The sequence below is a fragment of the Amycolatopsis sacchari genome (assembly GCF_900114035.1).
In the GTDB taxonomy this organism is placed as follows: Bacteria; Actinomycetota; Actinomycetes; order Mycobacteriales; family Pseudonocardiaceae; genus Amycolatopsis_E; species Amycolatopsis_E sacchari.
Window position 1 is genome coordinate 155,857 of record NZ_FORP01000012.1, and the last position, 21,806, is coordinate 177,662.

A 21,806-nucleotide genomic window follows, 5' to 3' on the forward strand; every position below is an offset into this window, starting at 1 on the left:
CCGGCATCCACACCGCACCCGGCCCAAGCGTGATCGCAGTGCCGCCCTGGACAGCAAGGCCGGTCGTCCCCGCCCTAACCTTGAGCTGTGCCGAAGTTCGCGACCGTGGCCAAACGGCTGCTCCTTGGTCGTCCATTCCGTAGTGACCGGCTGTCCCACACCCTGCTGCCGAAGCGGATCGCGCTGCCGATCTTCGCCTCGGACGCCCTGTCCAGTGTCGCTTACGCGCCTGAGGAAATCTTCCTCACGCTGAGCGTCGCCGGGCTGTCGGCGTACGCGCTGGCGCCGTGGATCGGCGTCGCCGTCGCGCTGGTCATGCTGGTCGTGGTGGCGTCCTACCGGCAGAACGTGCACGCCTACCCCAGTGGTGGCGGCGACTACGAGGTGGCCACCACCAACCTCGGCGGCAAGTTCGGGCTGACCGTGGCGAGCGCGCTGCTGGTCGACTACGTGCTGACCGTCGCCGTGTCGACCTCCTCCGGGGTGGCGAACATCGGCTCCGCGATCCCGTTCGTCGCCGAGCACAAGGTGCTGTTCTCGGTGCTGATCGTCGCCGTGCTCACCGCGCTGAACCTGCGTGGCGTGCGCGAGTCGGGCAAGGCCTTCGCGATTCCGACATACGGCTTCATCCTCGGCATTCTGGGCATGGTGCTGTGGGGGTTGTTCGAGGCCGTGCGCGGCACCCCGATGCACGCGGAGAGCTCCGGGTTCCAGCTGCACGAGGAGTCCTCGCTCGCCGGGTTCGCGTTCGTGTTCCTGATCCTGCGGTCGTTCTCCTCCGGTGCCGCGGCGCTCACCGGGGTCGAGGCGATCAGCAACGGCGTGCCCGCGTTCCGGAAGCCCAAGTCGCGCAACGCCGCGACGACGCTGCTGATGATGGGCCTGCTCGCGGTGACGATGCTGATCGGCATCATCGCGCTCGCGATCATCACCGGCGTCAAGTTCGCCGACGACCCGGAGCGCCAGCTGATCGGCGCGCCCGACGGCTACCAGCAGAAGACGATCGTCACGCAGATCGCCGAGGCCGTCTTCCAGCACTTCCCGCCCGGTTTCTACTACATCTCGTTCGTCACCGGCATCATCCTGCTGCTGGCGGCGAACACCGCGTTCAACGGTTTTCCCGTGCTGGGCTCGATCCTCGCGCAGGACCGCTTCCTGCCGCGGCAGCTGCACACCCGCGGTGACCGGCTGGCCTTCTCCAACGGCATCCTGTTCCTGGCCGCGTTCGCGCTGGTCCTGATCATCGCGTTCGACGCCGAGGTGACCCGGCTGATCCAGCTGTACATCGTCGGCGTGTTCGTCTCCTTCACGGTGAGCCAGGCGGGCATGATCCGGCACTGGAACCGGTTGCTGGCACGGGAAAAGGACCCGGCGGTGCGGCGGCGGATGCGGCGTTCGCAGACCGTCAACGCCGTGGGCCTGACGTGCACCGGCACCGTGCTGGTGATCGTGCTGATCACGAAGTTCCTGCTGGGCGCGTGGATCGCCATCGCCGCGATGGTGGCGATCTTCCTGCTGATGACGGCGATCCGGCGGCACTACGACCGCGTCGCGACCGAGCTGTCCGAAGTGGACGGTTACCAGCCGAGCGTGCTGCCGTCGCGCAACCACGCCATCGTGCTGGTGTCGAAGCTGCACCTGCCGACGCTGCGCGCGCTGTCCTACGCCAAGGCTTTCCGGCCAGACGTGCTCGAAGCCGTGACCGTGAACGTCGACGACGAGGAGACGCGGCGGCTCACCGCGGAATGGGAGAAGCGCGGGTTCAAGGTGCCGCTGAAGGTGCTCGAATCGCCGTACCGCGAAATCACCAAACCCGTGGTGGAATACGTGAAACGGGTGCGGGGGGACAATCCGCGCAACGTGGTCACCGTGTTCATCCCCGAATACGTCGTCGGCCACTGGTGGGAGCAGCTGCTGCACAACCAGAGCGCGTTGCGCCTCAAGGGAAGGCTGCTGTTCCAGCCCGGGGTGATCGTGGCGAGCGTGCCGTGGCAGCTGGCTTCGTCCGAGGCCGCCGTGCGCCGGCTCATGCGGGCGCGGCCTGCCGCCGGTGACGTCCGCCGCGGGTTCTACGAGACGAGCGACCGCAAGTGAACTGGACAGGCCGCACGATCGAGGCCGAGGTGGGGCCCGTCGCCCACGGCGGGCACTGCGTCGCCAGGGTCGAGGGGCGCGTCGTGTTCGTCCGGCACGCGCTGCCGGGCGAGGTCGTGCTCGCCGAGGTGACCGAGGACAAGGGCGGGTCGTTCTGCCGCGCCGACGCGGTGCGGGTGCTGGAAGCGGCGCCGGAACGCGTCGAGCCGCCGTGCCCGTTGGCGGCGCCGGGGCTGTGCGGGGGCTGCGACTGGCAGCACGCCGCGCCGGAGTTCCAGCGTGAGCTGAAGGCCCGCGTGGTCGCCGAACAGCTGTCGCGCCTCGCGGGCATCGAAAGGCCCGTCGAGGTGGAAGCGCTGCCCGGCGGTCCGTTGGACTGGCGCAGCCGGGTGCGGCTGGTCGCGGGTCGCGACGGCCGGGCGGGGCTGCGCGCGCACCGCAGTCACCGCGTGGTCGCGCTGGACGACTGCCCGATCGCGATGCCCGGCGCGCTCGACGACGTGCTGTCCCGGCGCTGGCGGCCGGGCACGGAGCTGGAGGTCACCCGCGACGGCGACGGGCAGAACCACGTCCGGGAGCTGAGCGTGGTGCGCGGCAAGCGGCGCGCCCGGCAGCTGAAGGGCGGCACCGCGGTGCAGCACGCGGCGGGCCGCGACTGGCGGTTCGACGCGCACGGTTTCTGGCAGGTGCACCCGGCGGCGGCGGACACGTTGGCCGCCGTGGTCGGGGAATGGGCGAAGGTACCGCAGGGCGGTCTGGTGTGGGACCTCTACTCGGGCGTCGGGCTGTTCGCGTCCGTGCTCGCGGAGCAGGTCGGGCCCGCGGGGGAGGTCGTGGCCGTCGAGTCGGGGCGGCGCGCGGTCGAGGACGGGGAAGCGGCGCTGGCCGATCTGCCGCAGGTTAGGTGGCGGGCCGGGCGCGTGGAACACGTGCTGCGGGACCTGGCAGGGCGGCCGGAGGTCGTCGTGCTCGATCCGCCCCGATCGGGTGCCGGCCGCGAGGTCGTCCAGTCCATTGTGGAGCGTGCTCCCGACCGGGTCGTGTATGTCGCGTGCGACCCCGCCGCGCTCGCGCGGGACCTGGCGACGTTCGCCGGATCGGGTTACCGGCTGGCGGAGTTGCGGGCGTTCGACGCGTTCCCGATGACGCACCACGTCGAGTGCGTGGCCCTCGTCGTGCCCGAAATTGTCGGTGGGTCGCGGCATGATGCGGGGCATGAATCCTCTGGACGAGTTTGACCGCGCGGCCGCGGCGGTCACGGGCATTGTCAGCGCGGTCGAGCCAGGGCAGCTGGAGCTGCCCACGGCGTGCACCGAGTGGTCGGTGGGTGACGTCATCGCGCACCTGCTGTACGGCAACGTGAGGGCGGTGGCCTTCGCGAGCGGCTCGCCGCCACCGGATCAGGTGCCGCTCGGCGATGATCACGTGGCGGCGTTCGAGCGGTCGGTGCGGGAGGTGCGGGCCGCGCTGAGCGAGCCGGGGCTGCTGGAGCGCACGGTGCAGACGCCGTTCGGGCCGTCGCCCGGCGTGCTGCTCGTGCACATGCGGCGCAACGAGTTCCTCGCACACGGCTGGGACATCGCCGACGCCACGGGACAGTCGACCGACTTCGAGCCGGAGCTGGTGGAGCGGGCGATCGCCCAGTGGCGGGAGCGTGCGGATTCCGTGCCCCGTGGTCCAGGCGCGCCGTTCGCGGCGGAGAAGAGCCCGCCGCCGGGCGCGAGCGCGGCGGACCGGCTGGCCGCGCTGCTCGGCCGTGAATCCGTGCGTGGCGGGCGGTAGTGCGCGAACTGGAGGACATCTCGAACCTGCTGCTGCACGCTGCGATGTCGGCGCGCGCAAGGGATCCGGTGGTCCGCGAGCTGACCGGTCCGGCGTTCGCCGGGCAGCGGCGGCTGGTGGACACGGCGGCGGACCTCGTGGTGCTGGAGGTCGTCGCGCGGCTGTTGCGGAGGGGGTGGCAGCCGTACGACGTGCACCGCATCGTGCTCCGGCGCGGTGACGGGGAAACGGCGTCTCTGGCCGGGGATGCGATCGCGGCCGAGGTGGCCCGCAGACCCGCTGCCACCGTGGACCGGCGGTGGCGGGAGCAGCTGGTGCGGATCGGCGCGGAGGTGTGGTGGCAGGCCGACCGGCCGCGGCTGACGCAGTGGGCCGAGCGGCACGGGCGAAGTCCGGAGCAGGCGTTGTCCCGGGCGGTGGGGGCGCTGGCGGTGCTCGCGCCGCTGCCACCGTTGCCGGAGCTGCCGTTGCCGTCGGGTGCGCGGGAGGGCGTGGACGAAAAGGTGCTGGCGCGCGTACGGGCGTTGCTGGCCAAGGCGGAGTCGACGCCGTACCCGGAGGAGGCCGAGGCGCTGTCGGCGAAGGCGCAGGAGCTGATGAGCCGGTACTCGTTCGAGCAGGCGCTGGTGGAGCCGCGGCCCGCCGGTGCGGCGCGCCGGTTCTGGCTGGACGAGCCGTACCTGGCGCCGAAGGCGTCGCTGGTGACGGCGGTGGCGACGGCGAACCGGTGCCGGGCGGTGTCGTACGAGAAGCTGGGTTTCCTCGCGGTGGTGGGGCACGAGGTGGACCTGGACTTCGTCGAGCTGCTCGCGACGTCGCTACTGGTCCAGGCCACTGAGGCGATGCTCGCGGCGGGGCGGCAGGTCGGGCACGGCGGTCAGTCGCGCACCCGCTCGTTCCGGCACGCCTTCCTGCTGGCGTACGCCGCGCGGATCGGCGAACGCTTGGGGGAGGCTGCCAGCGCGGCCGGCGCCGAGGTCGCGGACGACCGGTTGCTGCCGGTGCTCGCCCGGCGCAGCCAGGAGGTGGACGCGCTGTTCACGGCGTTGTTCCCCGCGGTCGGCCGCCGCAAGCACACGGTCAGCAACGGTGCGGGCTGGCACGCGGGCCGGGCCGCCGCGGACCAGGCGAAGCTGACGTTGGAAAGGAGGCGCCTGTCGGCGTAGGGGTAATTTTCGCGCGGTGACCCGCCTCGAACTCGATCACCGGAAGTTGACGCGCCTGCCCAGCCTGCCGCCGGAGCTGGAGTACCTGAGCGCGTACGACAACGAGCTGACCGAGTTGCCGGGGGAGTTGTGGCGGTTGGGGCGGTTGCGGGTGCTCAACCTCGCGGCCAACCGGCTGACGGAGATTCCCGCCGAGATCGGCCGCCTCGCGGCGCTGCACACCCTGGACCTGGGGCACAACCGGCTCACGTCGCTGCCCTCGGAGCTGGGTGACCTGCCGAACCTGAGCGAGTACCTGTACCTGTCGGGCAACAGGCTCACGAGGCTGCCCGAGTCGCTGACCCGGCTGTCCGCCCTGCGCTACCTCAGCGCGACGGACAACAGGCTCGAAGTGCTGCCCGAAGACATGTCGGGCCTGCGCGAGCTGCGCGAGTTGCGCCTGTACCGCAACGAGCTGCGCGAGCTGCCGGACACCATCGGCGAACTGAGCAAGCTGCGAGAGCTGCACCTGCGCGGCAACCACCTGCGCGGCAACCACCTGCGCGAACTGCCCGCCACGATCGCCAACCTGAGCGACCTGCGCTACCTCGACCTGCGCGAGAACAACCTCCACACCCTGCCGGACGCGCTAGCAACCCTGCCCCTGGTGAAGCTCGACCTCCGGTGGAACCGCTCCCTGAAGCACCCCCCATGGCTCGACGACCTCGAGGACTGCCTGGTACTGCGTTGAATCTATTTGTGGGAAGCGGTTTGGTGGTGGGCGCCGCTGTGCCGGTTCGCTGCCACCGCACGGTGGCTCGCGGGTGCGGCTGTGGCCGACTGCGGCACCGGGAGCTACCGCCGCGCGGCGTGGCTGCCCCGGCACGAGGTGGCTGCCCCGGCACGGGGTGGCTGCCCCGGCCCCCGGTGACTGCTGCCGCACCCGCCACCGCACGCGGCGGCTACTGCCGCACCCGCCACCGCACGCGGCGGCTACTGCCGCACCCGCCACCGCACGCGGCGGCTACTGCCGCACCCGCCACCGCACGCGGCGGCTACTGCCGCGCGGGGTGGCTGCTGCCGCACCCGCCACCGCGCTCGGCAGCTACTGCCGTGCCCGGCCCCGCACCAGGCTCAGCCACGCGGCCCTAAGCCGCAGGCCTGGCTCCGAGCCGCCGGGCCGAGCCAGCCGCCGCAAGCGGCGGTCACCGGCGCGCCCACCCAGCACCACCCAGCTGCGCTGGCGCGAGCCAACCGCCCAGGCCGCGAGCCCCCTGCCAGCCACTGCACCCACCAGCCATGCTGCACTCGGCCTTGCGTCGAACTCACCGTGCGGCCTTGAGCCGGGGCACGGCTCCGAGTCGCCGTGCCGCGCCGCCCGGCGACTACCGCCCCGCCGACGCCCCGCCGACGCCCCGGCTCAGCCGCGGCCCCGAGCCGCCCTCGAGAGCCACCCAAGCCGACCCCGCACCCGGCCCTGCACTGGGCTCAGCCGCCCCCGAGCCGTCCCCGAGAGCCATGCCGACCTCCGCCGATCCCGCGCCAGGCTCAGCTGCCCCCGACAGTCACGCAGCCGACCTCCGCCGACCCGCGCTCGGTCCCGCACCGGACTCAGCCACCCGCGAGAGCCACTCCTGCCAACCCCGCGCCCGGCCCAGCACCGGGCCCTGCATCGCCCCCGAGCCGCCCCCGGGAGCCACCCCAGCCACCCCAACCCCAACCCCCGACCCTCAACCCCGGAACCAGCCCGACGGGCCGGGCCGCAGGTTCTGGTACACGTGCTTGATCTCCTGGTACTCCCCGAGCCCGGTGGGGCCCAGCTCGCGGCCGAAGCCGGACTGGCCGAACCCGCCCCATTCGGCCTGGGGGAGGTACGGGTGGTAGTCGTTGATCCACACCGTGCCGTGGCGCAGGCGGTTCGCCACCCGCTGCGCCCGCGACGCGTCCATGGTGAACACCGCGCCCGCCAAGCCGTAGTGCGTGTCGTTGGCGATGCGGACCGCGTCGTCCTCGTCCGTGAAGGTTTCGACCGTCAGCACCGGGCCGAACGACTCCTCGGTCACCGCGAAACCGCCCTGCCGCACGCCGTCGAGCACAGTGGGCAGGTAGTAGTGCCCGCCTGCCAGGCGCGGATCGGACGGGCGGCGGCCGCCGGTCCGCAGTACCGCGCCCTCCGCGAGCGCCGTCTCGACGTACTTCTCCACCTTCGCCAGGTGTTCCGCCGAAATCAGCGGCCCCGTCTCGGCCTCCGGGTCGAACGGACCACCCAGCCGGATCCGCTCCGCGCGGCGCACGACCTCGTCCACCAGCTCATCGTGCAACTCCTCCTGCACGATGAGCCGCGCCCCCGCCGAGCACACCTGCCCCGAATGCAGGAACACGGCTGTCAGCGCGTAGTCCACCGCCGTCTCGAAATCCGCGTCCGCGAAGACCACGTTCGGGTTCTTGCCGCCCAGCTCCAGCGCGACCTTCTTCACCGTCGCCGCCGCGCTCGCCGCGATCCGCCTGCCCGTCGCCAACCCGCCGGTGAACGACACCAGGTCCACGTCCGGGTGCTCCGCCAGCGGCGCCCCCACCTCGGCACCGGCACCCAGCACCAGGTTCGCCACCCCCGCGGGCAGCCCCGCTTCGGTGAGCGTGCTCATCAGCAGGATCGCCGTGTGTGGCGTCAGCTCGCTCGGTTTGAGCACGAACGTGTTGCCCGCGGCCAACGCCGGGGCGACCTTCCACGCCACCTGCAACAGCGGGTAGTTCCACGGCGTGATGAGCCCGCACACCCCGACCGGTTCGTACACCACGCGGCTGAGCGCGTCCGGCCCCGCGTCCACGACCCGCCCGGCGTGCTGCCCCGCGAGCTTGCCGAAGTACCTGAAGCACGCCACGACGTCGGCCAGGTCGTACTCGCTCTCCACCAGCCGCTTCCCGGTGTCGAGCGACTCGGCGCGGGCGTAGGTGTCGCGGTCGCGCTCCAGCAGCTCCGCCACGCGCAACAGCAGGTCCCCGCGCCGGCTCGCCGGGGTCGACGGCCACGGCCCGGAGTCGAAGGCCCGGCGCGCGGCGGCGATCGCGGCCTCGGTGTCCTCGCGGGTGCCTTCGGCGACGGTGCCGACGAGGGAGCCATCGGCGGGACAGCGGATCTCACGGGTCCGGTGCGCCCGCGGAGCGCGCCACTCCCCGTCGACGAACAACTCCGCCATCGCACCTCCCGCCGGTTGACGTCTTGACCGGTTCGGAAGCCTACGTGGCTGGCGCGCTGCCGCCGGAAGGCTGGTGAGAGCGGACACCTTCTCACCGTCCGTGAGCGCACGAGCAGAGTAGGGTGGCACGTCCGATGAGAATTGGCTCACGGACGGACCACCTTCGTCGCTGGTCCGGGCGTGGGACCGGACGGGCGCCCGGCGCGCGGGCACGGCGAGGGTTTCCTTGCTCCGTAGACTGAGCGGACGGTCGCAGGATCGATCAGGGTGAGGTGGAAAGTGACGTTGCTGGAGTCTGTGCACGGACCGGCCGACCTCAAGCGCATGGGGCAGGGCCAGTTGGAGCAGCTGGCGGGTGAGATCCGCGACTTCCTCATCGACCGCGTGCGGCGTGCGGGCGGCCACCTCGGGCCGAACCTCGGTGTGGTCGAGCTGACGATCGCGCTGCACCGCGTGTTCGACTCCCCCCGTGACGCGATCGTGTGGGACGTGGGGCACCAGAGCTACGTGCACAAGATCGTCACCGGCAGGCAGGACGGGTTCGACCTGCTCCGGCAGACCGGCGGCGTCGCGGGCTACCCGATCCGCTCCGAGAGCGAGCACGACTTCGTCGAGAACAGCCACGCCTCGACCGCATTGTCCTATGTGGACGGTCTGTCGAAGGCCTTCGAGCTGGCCGGCGGCGGCAGGCACACGGTGGCCGTCGTCGGTGACGGGGCGCTGACGGGCGGCATGTGCTGGGAGGCGCTGAACAACATCGCCGCCGAACCCGGCAGGCCCGTCGTCATCGTGGTCAACGACAACGGCCGCTCGTACTCGCCGACGATCGGCGGGTTCGCCGAGCACCTCGCGTCGCTGCGCCTGCAGCCCGGCTACGAGCGCGTGCTCGACGGCGGCAAGGAACTGCTGCTGCACACGCCGGTCGTGGGCCGCCCGATCTACGCGGCGCTGCACGCGGCCAAGGCGGGCATCAAGGACGCGCTGAGCCCGCAGATGATGTTCTCCGACCTGGGCCTGAAGTACCTGGGCCCGGTGGACGGGCACGACCTCGCGGCGCTGGAGAAGGCGTTCCAGGCGGCGAAGGCCTTCGGTGGCCCGGTCGTCGTGCACGCCGTCACCGAGAAGGGGCACGGCTACCCGCCCGCCGTGAACCACGAGGCCGACCAGATGCACCAGACCGACCCGATCGACCCCGAGACCGGCCTGCCGAAACCGAAGGGGCGCAGCTGGACGTCGGTGTTCGCCGACGAGCTGGCGGCCATCGGCGAGGAGCGCGAGGACGTGGTGGCGATCACCGCCGCGATGCTGCGCTCGACCGGTCTGGACAAGTTCGCCGAGCGCTTCCCCGACCGCTGGTACGACGTGGGCATCGCCGAGCAGCACGCCGTCACGTCCGCCGCCGGGCTGGCGATGGGCGGTCTGCACCCGGTGGTCGCGGTGTACTCGACGTTCCTGAACCGCGCGTTCGACCAGGTGCTGATGGACGTGGCGCTGCACCGGCAGCCGGTCACGCTCGTGCTGGACCGCGCGGGGATCACGGGGCCGGACGGCCCGAGCCACCACGGCATGTGGGACCTGTCGCTGCTGGGCATGGTGCCGGGCATGCGGGTCGCCGCACCGCGCGACGCGCAGACGCTGCGCGAGGAACTGCGGGAGGCCATCGCCGTGTCCGACGGGCCGACGGCGCTGCGGTTCTCCAAGGGGAGCGTCGTGGAGTCGGTGCCCACCGTCGAGCGGCAGGGCGTGGTCGACGTGCTGCGCAAGCCGGAGGACGGCGCGGACGTGCTGCTCGTGGCGGTCGGCGCGTTCGCGAAGCTCGGGCTGGAGGCGGCGGAGCGGCTGGCGGACCAGGGCATCGCGGTGACGGTCGCCGACCCGCGCTGGGTGGTGCCGGTGCCGCAGGAGCTGGTGACGCTCGCGAAGGCGCACAGGCTCGTCGTGACGGTCGAGGACAGCGGGCGGCACGGCGGCTTCGGCTCGGCGCTGGCGGCCGCGCTGCGGGACGCCGAATGCGACGTGCCGCTGCGGGACCTGGCGGTGCCGCAGCGGTTCCACGAGCACGGCTCGCGCGAGGAGGTGCTAGCCAGGATCGGCCTGACGGCGCAGGACGTGGCGCGCCGGGTGACCGAGTGGGCGGCGAACCTGGTGCTCGACCCGCAGCCCGAACCGGCGGAGTGAGCTGCCCCCCGGGGACGGGCGGGGTCGCGGTGGTGCTCGGTGGTCTGGACCGCGGGGTGCTGCCGGGTCCTGCGCTGGGGGCGGGAGCCCGCCTGGCATCGATGGGTCGCGTGGGTTCTGACCGGCGGTGCCCGGGGTTGGGTCGGTGGCGGCCCCCGCCCGGTGCGGGTGGCGGGAGCCGGTGGCCTTGATGGTCTGGCGGGTGCTGCCCGGGGTTGGGTCGGTGGCGGAGCCCACCCGGTGCGGGCGGCGGAAGCGGTGGCCTTGATGGCCTGACCGGCGGGTGCCGCCCGGGGTTGAGTCGGTGGCGGGGAGTCCGCCCGGTGCGGGCGGCGGAAGCGGCGGCCTTGATGGCCTGACCGGCGGGTGCCGCCCGGGGTTGGGTCGGTGGAGGGAGCCGCCAGGCATTGGCGAGTCGCCGGGGGCCAAACCGGCGGTGCGCAGGGTGGGCCGGTGGCGGCCCCCGCCCAGTGCGGGCGGCGGGAGCCGGTGGCCCGGCTGCCGGGCTGGGCCGAGAGATCACGGCAGGACGTGGGCTCCGCTCCGGTCCGTGCTCAGGCACAGTGAGCAGATCGTCCCGCCGGTGGCGCTCGTCAGGACGTCCGGGCGTTCGTAGGGTTCGCCGCAGACGACGCAGTCGTACGGGGTGGCGCTCGGGTTGCCGTCCGCGGACAGGCGGGGTTCCGCGATCCCGTCGTCCGCGCGGCGCAGGTAGTAGCGGCCGCGCGTGACGACGGCCATCAGCGGGGTCACCACCACCGCGACGCCGACCGCGACCAGTGGCGAATACGGTTTCAGCGCCTCGCCGAAGAGTCCGAAGTAGACGGCGATCGACAGCAGCGACGACGCCAGGAACGCCACCACGCCAACGGGATTCACCGCGTACAGCATGCCCCGGCGGAACTCGGGCAGCTTCGGCGACAACTTGAGCACGTACTTGTTCACCGCGATGTCCGTCGCCACCGTGACGACCCACGCGATCGCGCAGTTGGAGTAGAAGCTCAGCACGTTGTTGAGGAAGCTGAACATGTTCGCCTCCATCAGCACCAGCGAGAACGACAGGTTCACCAGCACGAACACCAGCCGCCCCGGGTAGCGCCTCGTGACGCGCGTGAACGAGTTGGTCCACGCCAGCGAGCCCGAGTACGCGTTCGTGACGTTGATCTTCACCTGGCTCAGCACCACCAGCACCAGCGCGAGCGGCACCACCAGCCACCCCGGCATGAGCTGCTTGAACACCCCGGTGAACTGCTCGATCGGCTCCACGGCCGCCGCCGAACCCACCGCGTCCAGCACGTACACCGCCATGAACACGCCGATCGCCTGCTTCACCGCGCCGAACACCACCCACCCCGGCCCGGCCAGCACCACCGACGTCCACCACGCCCGCCGGTTCTCCGCCGTGCGCGGCGGCATGAACCGCAGGTAGTCGATCTGCTCGCCGATCTGCCCCATCAGCGACAGGCACACGCCCGCGCCCAGCATCACCGCCGCCGTGCTCACCCCCGATCCGTGGGACAGCCACCGCTGCACCGAGTCCGGGTCCTTCACCACGAGGAACACCAGCGGCGCCACCATCAGCAGGATCCACAACGGGTTCGTCCAGCTCTGCAGCTTGGCCAGCGCCTTCATCCCGTACACCACGAGCGGGATGATGACCAAAGTGGACAGCAGGTAGCCGAGCCACAACGGCAGGCCGAGCGCGTACTTCAGCCCCTGCGCCATGATCGAGCCTTCGGTGGCGAAGAAGATGAAGGTGAAGCTGGCGAAGATGACGCTCGTCAGCACCGACCCGTAGTAGCCGAAGCCGGAGCCCCGCGTGATGAGGTCCAGGTCGATGTTGTAGCGCGCCCCGTAGTAGGCCAGCGGGAACCCGCTGACGAAGATGATCACCGCGGCGACGGCGATCGCGAGCAGGGCGTTGCCCGTGCCGTGCGTCAGCCCGATCCCCGCGCCGATCGAGAAGTCCGCCATGTAGGCGATCCCGCCGAGTGCGGAGGCGCCGACGACCGCCGGGGTCCAGCGCCGGTAGCTCCGCGGCGCGAACCGGAGTGTGTAGTCTTCGAGGGTTTCCTTGGCCTGGCGCTTCGGAAGCGTTTCTTCGACCGTCACGAACAGCGACGGTAGGATGACGCTGTTTCCGCTCGACGCCCTTTTCGTGACGGCGGGGTTACTTCACCGTTCCTGTCCACAAGGGACGGTCACGGGGTCCCTGCCTACCGGGTGATGCTGTCGAGCACCAGGTCGAGGGTGAAGTCGAAACGCTCGTGTCCGCTGCCGGACGTCAGTTCGGCGGCGTGCTCCCTGGTGTGGGGAAACCGGTCGGCCGGCAGGGAGCCGAGGCGTCGGAGGAGTTCGCCGCGGCTGAGGACCCATTCGTCGTCCGGGTCGGTCTGCCGGACGCGGACCAGGGACAGCTCGAGGGCGTAGGCGGCGACGTAGAGGGACAGGGAATCCATGGCCCAGGCGGCGGTCTGGGGCGGTATTCCGCCGGCGAGCAGGATCGCCAGGATCGCTTCGCTGACGCGCAGGGTCTCCAGGTTGGTGGGGACGGCCGCGAGCGCGGCGCGGGAGATGCCGGGGTAGCGCAGGTACTGGTCGCGCATCTGGCCGTACACCTGCCGGATCTGGTCGCGCCACCGGTCCGGGTCGGGTTCGGGCAGCACGAGCTCGGAGCAGAGCCGTCCGATGATCAGGTCGTCGATGTCGGCCTTGTTGACCACGTGCTTGTACAGCGACGAAGGGCTGACTCCGAGTTCGGCGGTGATGGCGCGGATCGTCAGCGCGTCGTAGCCCTGGGTCTCCACCACGTGCAGGGCGGCGTCGACGATCCGCTCGACTGTGAGCGGCTCCCGGCGCGGCTCCTGCGGTGCGGAGGTGGGGGCCTGCAGGTGCCGGGCTGCGCGCCGCGCCCTCGGATCTCGTGCCACAGGGGGATCCTAGTTGACTAAGTTCTCGCCGGAGAACTATGTTCGCCTTTGACGAACTTAGTTCTCCGACTGGAGCACCATGCCTCTCAAGACCGCTTTGATCACCGGGGTCAGCCGCCCGGCCGGGCTCGGCTTCGCCGTGGCCGGCCAGCTCGCCGAGCTGGGCTTCCACGTCGTCCTCACGGCACGCGACCGGGCTGCGGCGGAGCCGCTGGCCGCCCGGTTGCGCCAGGACGGGTACGCGGCCACGGCCCTGCGCCTGGACCTGTCCGACCGGGCCGGCATGGACGAGGCCGCCGGCTACCTCACCCGGACCTTCGGCCACCTCGACGTCCTGATCAACAACGCCGCGGCCATGCCCGACTTCCAAACCCTGACCGTGCTGGATGCCGACATGGACGCGGTGCGTTCCGCCATGGAGGTCTCCCTGATCGGGCCGTGGGCACTGACCCAGGCGCTGTTCCCGCTGCTGACCGCCGCACCCGCGGCCCGGATCGTGAACGTCTCCAGCCTGGCCGCCCTCCAGATCGCCACCGGACTGGACCTCGGCGCGCCGCTGCGCTCCCCGGCGTATTCGATGGCCAAGTTCATGCTCAACACCCTGACCGCCGTGTTCGCCCGCGCCCTGGCCGGCACCCCGATCCTGGTCAACGCCGTCGAGCCCGGCAACACCGCCACCCACCCCGAACGCGGCGACGACGACAACGACCGGCCCGCTGCGGAAAGCGCGCGAGGCGTGGTCTGGGCCGCCACCCTGGGCCCCGACGGGCCCAGCGGCGGGCTCTTCCGCGACGGGAAGCCGTTGTCTTGACCCGGCCCGCACACCGCTGGTGGATCCTGGCCGTCATCTGCCTGGCCCAGCTGATGGACGTGCTCGATGTCACGATCGTGAACATCGCCCTGCCGCACGCCCAGCAGGACCTCGGCTTCTCGGTCGGCGACCGGCAGTGGATCGTGACCGCCTACTCGCTGACCTTCGGCAGCCTGCTGCTGTTGTCCGGCCGCGTCTGCGACCTGGTCGGACGGCGGGTGATGTTCCTGACCGGCCTGATCGCTTTCGCCGCCGCCTCGGCACTGGGCGGCGCCGCACCCGACTTCGAGGTCCTCGTCACCGCCCGCGCGCTGCAGGGCGCGGCAGGCGCGATGCTCGCCCCCGCCGCGCTCTCCCTGCTCTCGACGACCTTCACGCAGGCCGGGGAACGCGCCACCGCGTTCGCCGTTTTCGGCGGCGTCTCCGGCTCGGGCGCCGCGGTCGGCATGCTGCTCGGCGGCATCCTCACCGAATTCCTCGACTGGCGCTTCACGCTGTACGCCAACGTCGCCATCAGCCTCGTCGCCCTGATCGGTGCCGCCACCCTCATCCCGCGCCAGACCAGGACCGGGAACCGGCCGCGGCTGGACGTCCCCGGCACGCTCATCGCGTGCGCGGCGATGTTCGGCATCGTCTACGGCTTCGCGAGCGTCGAATCACACTCCTGGACCACCCCGGACACCTGGGGCTTCCTCGCCGGAGGCGTGGTCCTGCTCGCCGTGTTCGCCTGGTGGCAGACCCGCGCCGCGCACCCGCTGCTGCCACCGCGCGTCCTCCTCGACCGCACGCGCGGCGGCGCCAACCTGGCGATCTTCATCGGCGGCATCGGCCTGTTCGGCGCGTTCCTGTTCCTGAACTACTACCTGCAGCAGGTCCTGCGTTATTCGCCGGTGGTGACCGGCCTCGCGTTCCTGCCCATGGTCGCCACCCTCGTGCTCGCCGGAGGAGTGTGCACCACCCAGCTCTACCCCCGCCTTGGCGCGAAACTCCCGGTCACGGCCGGCATGCTCATCGCGGCGGGGGCGCTCGCCTGGCTGACCGGCATCGGCCCCGCCAGCTCCTACGCCACGAGCGTCCTGGGTCCGCTGATGCTCTTCGGCGTCGGAGTCGGTGCCACCATCGCCCCGGCCATGAACGCCGGCACCACCGGCGTCCAGCCGCAGGACGCCGGCATCGCCTCGGCCACGGTCAACGTCGCCCAGCAGATCGGCGGCTCCATCGGCACCGCGCTGCTCAACTCGCTCGCCGCCGCCGCGCTGGCCGGGTACCTGGCCGGCAAGGACGGCACCAGCCAGGCCGTCCAGGTGGACGCGGCGATCCACGGTTACACGGTGGCCTTCTGGTGTTCGAGCGCGATCTTCGCCGGTGGTGCCGTGGCCTGCGGCCTGATCCTGCGAGCCGGCAAGCCCGAACCCGCTGGGCGGACCGAATACCAGGTCAGCGCAGGGAGAGCAGGCTGACCAGGTCGTAGGCGACGTGGGACGCCGCCACCGCGGTGATCTCGGCGTGGTCGTAGGCGGGCGCCAGCTCGACCACGTCCGCGCCGACGAGCCGGCACGTCCGCAGCCCACGCAGGATCTCCAGTAGTTCCCGGCTGGTCAGGCCGCCCGCCTCGGGCGTGCCGGTGCCGGGCGCGTGCGCGGGGTCGAGCACGTCGATGTCCACGGAGACGTACAGCGGGCGGTCGCCGATCCGCTGGCGCAGCGCGTCTACGGTCTCGTCGACGCCGCGCCGCAGGACGTCGGCGGCGGTGACGATGCCGAAGCCGAGCTTCTGGTCGTCGTCGAGGTCCGCCTTGCCGTACAGCGGGCCGCGCGTGCCGATGTGGCACACCGCGCTCGTGTCGAGGACGCCCTCCTCGACGGCGCGGCGGAACGGGGTGCCGTGCGTGTACGGCTCGCCGAAGTAGGTGTCCCACGTGTCGAGGTGCGCGTCGAAGTGCAGCAGCGCCACCGGGCCGTGCTTCTTGGCCGCGGCGCGCAGCAGCGGCAGCGCGATGGTGTGGTCGCCGCCGACGGTGACCAGCTTGGTGCCGCCCGCGGAAAGCGCTTCCACTTCGTGCTGCAGGGTTTCGATCGCCTCGCCGATGTTGAACGGGTTCACCGCGATGTCCCCGGCGTCGGCGACCTGCGCGGCTTCGAACGGCGCCACGTCCAGACCGGGGTGGTACGGGCGCAGCAGGCGGCTCGCCTCACGCAGCGCGGCGGGGCCGAAGCGGGCGCCCGGCCGGTACGACACGCCGCTGTCGAACGGGACCCCGACCACGGCGACGTCGGCGTGCTCGACCTGGTCCAGCCGCGGCAGCCGGGCGAACGTGGCGAACCCGGCGAAGCGGGGGACGCGGGACGAATCGACGGGACCGACAGTCATGATGCGGCAACTCCTTCACGCTCCGGCTGAGCCGCTTTCCCGCTCAGCCGTTCTGTCCAGCGCGCCAGCACGTCCGCGGGGGTTCGCGGCGTCGCGAAGCTGACGGCGAGGTAGGCGACCAGGCTCGCGCCGAGGCCGTAGTAGATGGGCTCGTTCGCCTCGAGCCCGTCCGTGACCATGAAGACGATCACCACGATCGACCCGGTCACCATCGACGCGAGCGCGCCCGCGCGGGTGCCGCGCCTGACGAACAACGCGCCGAGGATCGCCACCAGCAGCCCGCCGACCAGCAGGTTGTAGGCCACGGTCAGCGCCGCCACCACGTCGGTCACGACCATCGCGATGCCGATGGCCACCAGCCCGAGCACGAGCGTCACCACGCGGTTCGCGTTCACCCCCAGCGGGCGGGCGCGGAAGCGCGCGAGCAGGTCGTTGGTGCTGACCGTCGAGCACGCGATGAGCGCGCCGCTCGCGGTCGACATGAGCGCCGACAGCGCCGCCGCCAGCACGAGCCCGCGCACGCCCGTGGGCAGCAGGCGCTCGGCGATGGTGGCGAACGCGTCCTGCGCGCTGGCCAGGTCCGGGTACAGCGCCTTGGCCGCGGTGCCGATGAGGGCGCCCGCGAGGCCGTAGAGCAGGCAGTAGACGCCGGAGATGATCCCGCCCGTCGTGGCGACCCGCGGGGTGCGGGCGGTGAACACGCGCTGCCAGATGTCCTGGCCGATGAGCAGGCCGAAACCGTAGATGAGCACGTAGGTGAAGATCGTGCCGCCGCCGATGCTGGTGAACGAGAAGTAGCTGCCGTCCAGCCGCTCGCGCAGCCCGTCGAACCCGCCGGCCGACGTCAGCGCGATCGGCAGCAGCAACGCGAAGATGCCGATCGTCTTCACCACGAACTGCGCGATGTCGGTGAGCGTGATCGACCACATCCCGCCGAGCACCGAGTACAGCACGACGATCGCGCCGCCGATGGCGATGCCCGCGGCGTCCGGGATGTCCAGCAGGACCTTGAAGATCGTGGCGAACGCGAGCGTCGAGGTGACGGTGAGCATGAGGGCGTAGGCCCACATCACGACGCCGGAGATGGTGCTCGTGCTGCCGCCGTAGCGCAGGTCGAGCATCTCGCCGACGGTGTAGACGCGGAGTTTGACCAGCCGCCGCGCGAACACCGCGTGCAGCACGAGGATGCCGAGCCCGATCGTGATCACGAGCCAGGCACCGGAGATGCCGTAGGTGTAGCCGAGCTTGACGCCGCCGATCGTGGACGCGCCGCCGAGCACGACGGCCGACATCGTGCCGGAGTACATGAACCAGCCGAGCCGCCTGCCCGCGACGAGGTAGTCGCTCTTGGTGCGGGCGAGGCGCAGGCCGTACCAGCCGATCCCGATCATCGCCACTATGTAGAGCCCGATCACCGCGTAGTCGCCGCCCACGCCGGCCTCCTTCCCTCGTGCCGTTCCGGTCACCGTAGGACTCCGGGCCCGGCGTGCAGGAGAGGACGAACCATCCCAATCCGGGTTAGTCTCTGGCTGAAATGGCCAAGACACCGCCGCGGATGGAACCGGATGTCACCGTCCCGTTAAGAGCCGTGGTCGACGACCCCGCTCTCGCGCTGGAGCCGGTGCGGGAGACCTTGCGTCCCGGCACGCTCGACCTGCCCGTCCGCTGGGCGCACGTGAGCGAACTGCGTGAGCCGGGGCCGTACCTGCTGGGCGAGGAACTGCTGCTGACCGCGGGCGTGAACCTGCCGGACGAGCAGCGCGAGGTCGAGCGCTACGTGCGCGGGCTGCGGGACGCCGGGATCACGGCGCTCGGTTTCGGCGTCACACCGCCGCTGCACGAGGAGCTGCCGCGGACGCTGCGCCGGGCGTGCGCCCGGTACGGCCTGCCGTTGCTCGTCGTCCCGGTGACCACGCCGTTCCTGGCGATCAGCCGGGCGGTGGCGGTCGCGCTCGCGGAGGCGAGCCAGCGGGACCAGCGGCGGATCGCGGAAGCCAGGGAAGCGCTTACCCGCGCCGCGTCCGCCGGGCCCGAGGAGGTCGCGCGCGGGCTCGCACACCGCGTGCCGGGTTGGGTCGCGCTGGTGAACGCCGACGGCACCGCGGCCGTGGAGGTGCGCGCACCCCTGCCGTTCCCGCCTGAGCTGACCGCATTGCTGGCCCGGCTGCGCGACGGCACCGGAATCCGCAGCGCGACAACGGAACTGGCTGACGGCAAGTTCGTGCTCGCGCAACCGGTGTACCCGCAGGCAACGGCGTCGCGCCTGCTCGTCGTGGGACGGCGGCAGCGGTTCGAGGCGACGGACCGGGCGGTGGTCGGCATCGGTGCGGCGTTGCTGGGGCTGGCCGACCAGCCGGGAGCGGCGGCGCTGGGCGGGACGCTGACCGCGCTGTTGCTGGGCCGTGCGGACGCGGACGGGGTGCTGGGGGAGTTGCTGCCGTCAGGGGAGTACCGGGTGGTGGCAGGCGTGCCGGAAGGGAGTGCACCCGGCATCGGCTGGCTGCGTGACCGGCTCGGCACCCCGCTCGTGGAGACCAGCGAAGGTTTCACCGCCATCGTGAGCACGGCGCCGGACCTCGGCGAACTGCGGGCACACGGCTGGCTCGCCGTCACGACCCGGCCCGTAGAACCCGGCGAACTTCCCGTCGCCGCAAGGGAAATCCCCGCACTGCTGCAACGCGCGCGGTCGACGGGCAAGCCGATCACCGCGGGAGAGGGCTTCGACGCGATCGTCCCACCAGAGGTCGCCAGGAGCTACGCCGTCCGCACGCTCGCGCCGATCGCGGACCGCCCGGAGCTGCTCGACACCCTTCGCGCGTGGCTCGCGCACCACGGCGGCTGGGACCGCACCGCGGCGGCGCTGGGCGTGCACCGCAACAGCGTCAGACACCGGATCGGACAGGCCGGACGCCTGCTGGGCGCCGACCTGTCCGATCCCGAGGTGCGTATGCGGTTGTGGTTCGCCCTCAGCAGGGCCTGATCTCACTCGACGACGGCGATGTCCCCGTCGTCGAAGTGGATCGTCTGCCGCAGCCTGCCGCCGAGCGCGCTCGCGTACTGGGAAAGCGCTTCCCGCTCCGCGATCGAACCGCGCTCGATCTCGTACACGTGGCTCTGGGTCACTCCCATCTTCTCGGCGAGGTGGTGCTGCGTCAGGCCGCGGCTGCGGCGGATCTCGGCGAGCCGGTGCCCTCGCACGGCGTTCAGCAGCTCCTCGCTCGCGGTTTCGGCCATGTCACACCCCTTGCCCCACGGTCAGCCACTCCTCTTCGGAGAAGACCGCTTCGCCGAGGTCGACGCCCTCGGGCTCCGGTGCGGGGGTGTACTCCGGCACCGGCAGGCGCCGTTCGAGTTCGGCGGTCCACTGCAGCATCGCGCGGGGCCGGTCCCAGCTCGCCGCGCCGACCAGCTGCCCGTTGCGGACGAAGCCGGTCACGCCGTCGGCCAGCTGCACGGTGTCCTCGCCGAGCGCGGGCATGCCGGCCATCTGCAGCCGGTGCTCGTAGATGCTCGACCAGGCGCGTGGCAGCGGCGTGAACGGCTTCGCGAGCCGCCTGCCCACCATGAGGTTCTCCGCCGCGGCCCGTGCGGACTCCACCGCGTTGATCCAGTGCTCGACGCGCCGGGGCGTTTCGTCGAAGCGCAGGTTGGGCCAGCGCGCGACGTCCCCGGCCACGACGACGTCCTCGGCGCCCTCGGCGAACAGGGTCGCGTCGCACAGCACGCCGTCGGTGATGTCCAGGCCCGAACCCCGCAGCCAGTCGACCGCGGGCACGCTGCCGATCGCCAGCACCACGCAGCTCGCCACGACGAGCTGGTTGTTGGTCAGGTGCAGGCCGAACGCGTCCTTCGTGCTGATCCAGTGCCGCACCTCGGAGTTCATCGCCAGCCCCGCGCGGTGCTTCTCGTGCGTCTCCGTCACCGCCTGCGCGACGCGCGGGCCGAACCGGTACAGCGGCGCCTTGGCGTGCCCGACGAGCGTGACGTCCCGGCCGAGCGTGCGCATGCTCGCGGCGAACTCGCAGCCGATGAGCCCGCTGCCGATCACGACCGCGGGCTTGTTGCTGGCGGTCAGCGCGCGGCGCAGCGACACCGCGTCCTCGACCGTCCGCAGCACCCGCACGCGCGGGTCGTGCCGGGGCGCGCCCGGCAGGTGCCGCGGCACGACACCGGTCGCGATGATCAGCCCGTCGTACCAGAGCTCCTCCTTGCCGGGCAGGTGCACGACGCGCTGGTTGGTGTCCAGGTGCGTGGCGCGGGTGCCCAGCCGCCAGTGCGCGTCCAGCTCGACGTAGGGCTTCAGGCCGGCGTCGATCGGCCGGATCTGGCCGGTCACCAGCTGCTTCGACACCATCGGCCGGTGGTAGGGCTTCCGCCGCTCGTCCCCGACGATGATGATCTCGCCGTCGAAGTTCAGCTCGCGCAGCCGTTCGGCCGCGCGCAGGCCGGCGACCCCGCCGCCGACGATGACGATCCTGTCTCCATCACTCATCAGACATCCCTCTCAGGACGATGGCCTGCATCGGGCAGCAGCGGGCCGCCGCGGCGGCCTGCTCGAAGTCCTCCTCCTGGAGCTGGCGCCGGTAGCGGAGCCTGCCGTCGCGGTCGAGCTGGAACAGGCCGGGCGCCTCCCACACGCAGATCCCGAAGACCTCGCAGCGGTCGTTGTCCACGCTGATCCGCGGGCCGCGGAAGCGGTTGAGCGTCTTCATACGAGCTCCTCCACCAGTCCGATGCGCTCGAGCGCGCGTGAGGGCAGGAACCGCAGCACCGACAGCGTGAACGTCGGCACCAGCAGCGTGATCCCGGCGAGCCACAGCACCGACAGGTGCCCGTTGGCGATCGCCCCGAAGAACGAGTGGATCGCCAGCAGCGGGATCGCCAGGTAGGCCAGCCGGTGCAGCCACAGCCAGCGGCGGTAGGCGATGAACCGGTGCGTGCTCGCGGTCAGCGCGATCGCGAGCATCAGTTCCAGCCCGATGATGCCGAACGCGTGCCTGGCGAGTCCGCCGGGCAGGAACGGCACGCTCAGCTGCACCACCGAGAACGCGCCGAGGGACAGGAAGTGGAACGCCGCCGCGTGCACGATGCCGAACGCGAGCGTGAGCGTCGCCAGCACCATGTGGCTGCCGCGCAACGCCTTGCGGCCGGTGATGTTGCGGACCCAGCCGGTGGCGGTCAGCACGCCCCAGCACAGCGTGAGGCACATGAACACGTAGGCGAGGCGTGCCGACATCTGCGCGACGCTGCGCAGCCCGGCGTCCGTCGTCGACTGAGCAAGAACGGACGTCGTCATCTG

18 protein-coding genes are annotated in these 21,806 nt (G+C 71.7%); 9 read left to right on the top strand and 9 right to left on the bottom strand.

The genetic code is table 11. The features are described 5' to 3' along the window. Nucleotides 1-87: 87 nt before the first annotated feature. From BMZ92_RS20875 to BMZ92_RS20895, 5 genes are read left to right on the top strand one after another with little or no spacing between them, the layout of a single operon-like run. Nucleotides 88-2,094, top strand: a complete 2,007-nt coding sequence (locus BMZ92_RS20875; RefSeq protein ID WP_091510227.1) for an APC family permease — start codon at nucleotides 88-90, stop codon at nucleotides 2,092-2,094. After that, the gene (locus BMZ92_RS20880; RefSeq protein ID WP_091510229.1) at nucleotides 2,091-3,332 is read left to right on the top strand and encodes a class I SAM-dependent RNA methyltransferase; all 1,242 of its coding nucleotides are present in this window, start codon (nucleotides 2,091-2,093) and stop codon (nucleotides 3,330-3,332) included. Before BMZ92_RS20875 ends, BMZ92_RS20880 begins: the two co-directional genes overlap by 4 nt. Beyond that, entirely contained in the window at nucleotides 3,310-3,876 is a 567-nt protein-coding gene (locus BMZ92_RS20885) for a TIGR03086 family metal-binding protein (protein ID WP_091510231.1), read from the top strand. Before BMZ92_RS20880 ends, BMZ92_RS20885 begins: the two co-directional genes overlap by 23 nt. After that, a complete protein-coding gene (locus BMZ92_RS20890) occupies nucleotides 3,876-5,042 on the top strand; it encodes a DUF2786 domain-containing protein (RefSeq protein WP_245783167.1) in 1,167 nt (388 codons plus the stop codon). Before BMZ92_RS20885 ends, BMZ92_RS20890 begins: the two co-directional genes overlap by 1 nt. A gap of 16 nt (nucleotides 5,043-5,058) precedes the next feature. Then, a complete protein-coding gene (locus BMZ92_RS20895; RefSeq protein WP_091510234.1) occupies nucleotides 5,059-5,772 on the top strand; it encodes a leucine-rich repeat domain-containing protein in 714 nt (237 codons plus the stop codon). Between the two features lie 979 nt (nucleotides 5,773-6,751). On the opposite strand, the gene BMZ92_RS20900 is transcribed toward BMZ92_RS20895, so the two are convergent. After that, nucleotides 6,752-8,218: an aldehyde dehydrogenase family protein gene (locus BMZ92_RS20900; protein WP_091510235.1), complete on the bottom strand. Its 1,467-nt coding sequence runs from the start codon at nucleotides 8,216-8,218 to the stop codon at nucleotides 6,752-6,754. A 279-nt stretch (nucleotides 8,219-8,497) separates the two neighbouring features. Between BMZ92_RS20900 and dxs the strand changes: the two genes are divergently transcribed. Next, nucleotides 8,498-10,396: a 1-deoxy-D-xylulose-5-phosphate synthase gene (gene dxs / locus BMZ92_RS20905; RefSeq protein ID WP_091510237.1), complete on the top strand. Its 1,899-nt coding sequence runs from the start codon at nucleotides 8,498-8,500 to the stop codon at nucleotides 10,394-10,396. A gap of 519 nt (nucleotides 10,397-10,915) precedes the next feature. Here the strand turns inward: dxs and BMZ92_RS20910 are convergent. Both BMZ92_RS20910 and BMZ92_RS20915 read right to left on the bottom strand, forming a co-directional pair. Next, on the bottom strand, nucleotides 10,916-12,508 hold the full coding sequence (locus tag BMZ92_RS20910) for a purine-cytosine permease family protein (protein WP_245783168.1): 1,593 nt from the start codon (nucleotides 12,506-12,508) through the stop codon (nucleotides 10,916-10,918). A gap of 104 nt (nucleotides 12,509-12,612) precedes the next feature. Further along, a complete protein-coding gene (locus BMZ92_RS20915; RefSeq protein WP_091510240.1) occupies nucleotides 12,613-13,326 on the bottom strand; it encodes a TetR/AcrR family transcriptional regulator in 714 nt (237 codons plus the stop codon). 79 nt (nucleotides 13,327-13,405) lie between these two features. On the opposite strand from BMZ92_RS20915, the gene BMZ92_RS20920 reads away from it, so the two are divergent. Together BMZ92_RS20920 and BMZ92_RS20925 are read left to right on the top strand one after the other, a co-directional pair. After that, entirely contained in the window at nucleotides 13,406-14,137 is a 732-nt protein-coding gene (locus tag BMZ92_RS20920) for an SDR family NAD(P)-dependent oxidoreductase (RefSeq protein ID WP_091510242.1), read from the top strand. Beyond that, the gene (locus BMZ92_RS20925; protein WP_218153512.1) at nucleotides 14,134-15,597 is read left to right on the top strand and encodes an MFS transporter; all 1,464 of its coding nucleotides are present in this window, start codon (nucleotides 14,134-14,136) and stop codon (nucleotides 15,595-15,597) included. Before BMZ92_RS20920 ends, BMZ92_RS20925 begins: the two co-directional genes overlap by 4 nt. Here BMZ92_RS20925 and speB read toward each other — a convergent pair. Beyond that, nucleotides 15,575-16,507 (bottom strand): agmatinase, encoded by a 933-nt coding sequence (gene speB / locus BMZ92_RS20930; protein ID WP_177228793.1) that lies wholly within the window; start codon nucleotides 16,505-16,507, stop codon nucleotides 15,575-15,577. The genes BMZ92_RS20925 and speB overlap by 23 nt on opposite strands. Further along, nucleotides 16,504-17,940, bottom strand: a complete 1,437-nt coding sequence (locus BMZ92_RS20935) for a sodium:solute symporter family protein (RefSeq protein ID WP_091510246.1) — start codon at nucleotides 17,938-17,940, stop codon at nucleotides 16,504-16,506. Before BMZ92_RS20935 ends, speB begins: the two co-directional genes overlap by 4 nt. 101 nt (nucleotides 17,941-18,041) lie before the next feature. On the opposite strand from BMZ92_RS20935, the gene BMZ92_RS37460 reads away from it, so the two are divergent. Then, nucleotides 18,042-19,487: a PucR family transcriptional regulator gene (locus BMZ92_RS37460; protein WP_177228794.1), complete on the top strand. Its 1,446-nt coding sequence runs from the start codon at nucleotides 18,042-18,044 to the stop codon at nucleotides 19,485-19,487. A 2-nt stretch (nucleotides 19,488-19,489) separates the two neighbouring features. Here BMZ92_RS37460 and BMZ92_RS20950 read toward each other — a convergent pair whose 3' ends face one another. From BMZ92_RS20950 to BMZ92_RS20960, 4 genes are read right to left on the bottom strand one after another with little or no spacing between them, the layout of a single operon-like run. Continuing rightward, nucleotides 19,490-19,741 (bottom strand): helix-turn-helix domain-containing protein, encoded by a 252-nt coding sequence (locus BMZ92_RS20950; protein ID WP_091510248.1) that lies wholly within the window; start codon nucleotides 19,739-19,741, stop codon nucleotides 19,490-19,492. Nucleotide 19,742: 1 nt separating this feature from the next. After that, complete coding sequence (locus BMZ92_RS20955; RefSeq protein WP_091510263.1) at nucleotides 19,743-20,999, bottom strand: NAD(P)/FAD-dependent oxidoreductase; 1,257 nt, start codon at nucleotides 20,997-20,999, stop codon at nucleotides 19,743-19,745. Beyond that, nucleotides 20,992-21,219: a ferredoxin gene (locus BMZ92_RS37465; RefSeq protein WP_177228795.1), complete on the bottom strand. Its 228-nt coding sequence runs from the start codon at nucleotides 21,217-21,219 to the stop codon at nucleotides 20,992-20,994. Before BMZ92_RS37465 ends, BMZ92_RS20955 begins: the two co-directional genes overlap by 8 nt. Next, on the bottom strand, nucleotides 21,216-21,803 hold the full coding sequence (locus tag BMZ92_RS20960; RefSeq protein ID WP_177228796.1) for a ferric reductase-like transmembrane domain-containing protein: 588 nt from the start codon (nucleotides 21,801-21,803) through the stop codon (nucleotides 21,216-21,218). The genes BMZ92_RS37465 and BMZ92_RS20960 overlap by 4 nt, the downstream gene beginning before the upstream one ends. Nucleotides 21,804-21,806 lie beyond the last annotated feature (3 nt).

Bases quoted from the DNA above. Each gene is read 5' to 3' on its own strand.
- BMZ92_RS20885 (WP_091510231.1), top strand. From the start codon at position 3,310: ATGAATCCTCTGGACGAGTTTGACCGCGCGGCCGCGGCGGTCACGGGC.
- BMZ92_RS20900 (WP_091510235.1), bottom strand. From the start codon at position 8,218: ATGGCGGAGTTGTTCGTCGACGGGGAGTGGCGCGCTCCGCGGGCGCAC.
- BMZ92_RS20920 (WP_091510242.1), top strand. From the start codon at position 13,406: ATGCCTCTCAAGACCGCTTTGATCACCGGGGTCAGCCGCCCGGCCGGG.
- speB (WP_177228793.1), bottom strand. From the start codon at position 16,507: ATGACTGTCGGTCCCGTCGATTCGTCCCGCGTCCCCCGCTTCGCCGGG.
- BMZ92_RS37460 (WP_177228794.1), top strand. From the start codon at position 18,042: ATGGCCAAGACACCGCCGCGGATGGAACCGGATGTCACCGTCCCGTTA.
- BMZ92_RS20950 (WP_091510248.1), bottom strand. From the start codon at position 19,741: ATGGCCGAAACCGCGAGCGAGGAGCTGCTGAACGCCGTGCGAGGGCAC.
- BMZ92_RS20955 (WP_091510263.1), bottom strand. From the start codon at position 20,999: ATGAGTGATGGAGACAGGATCGTCATCGTCGGCGGCGGGGTCGCCGGC.
- BMZ92_RS37465 (WP_177228795.1), bottom strand. From the start codon at position 21,219: ATGAAGACGCTCAACCGCTTCCGCGGCCCGCGGATCAGCGTGGACAAC.
- BMZ92_RS20960 (WP_177228796.1), bottom strand. From the start codon at position 21,803: ATGACGACGTCCGTTCTTGCTCAGTCGACGACGGACGCCGGGCTGCGC.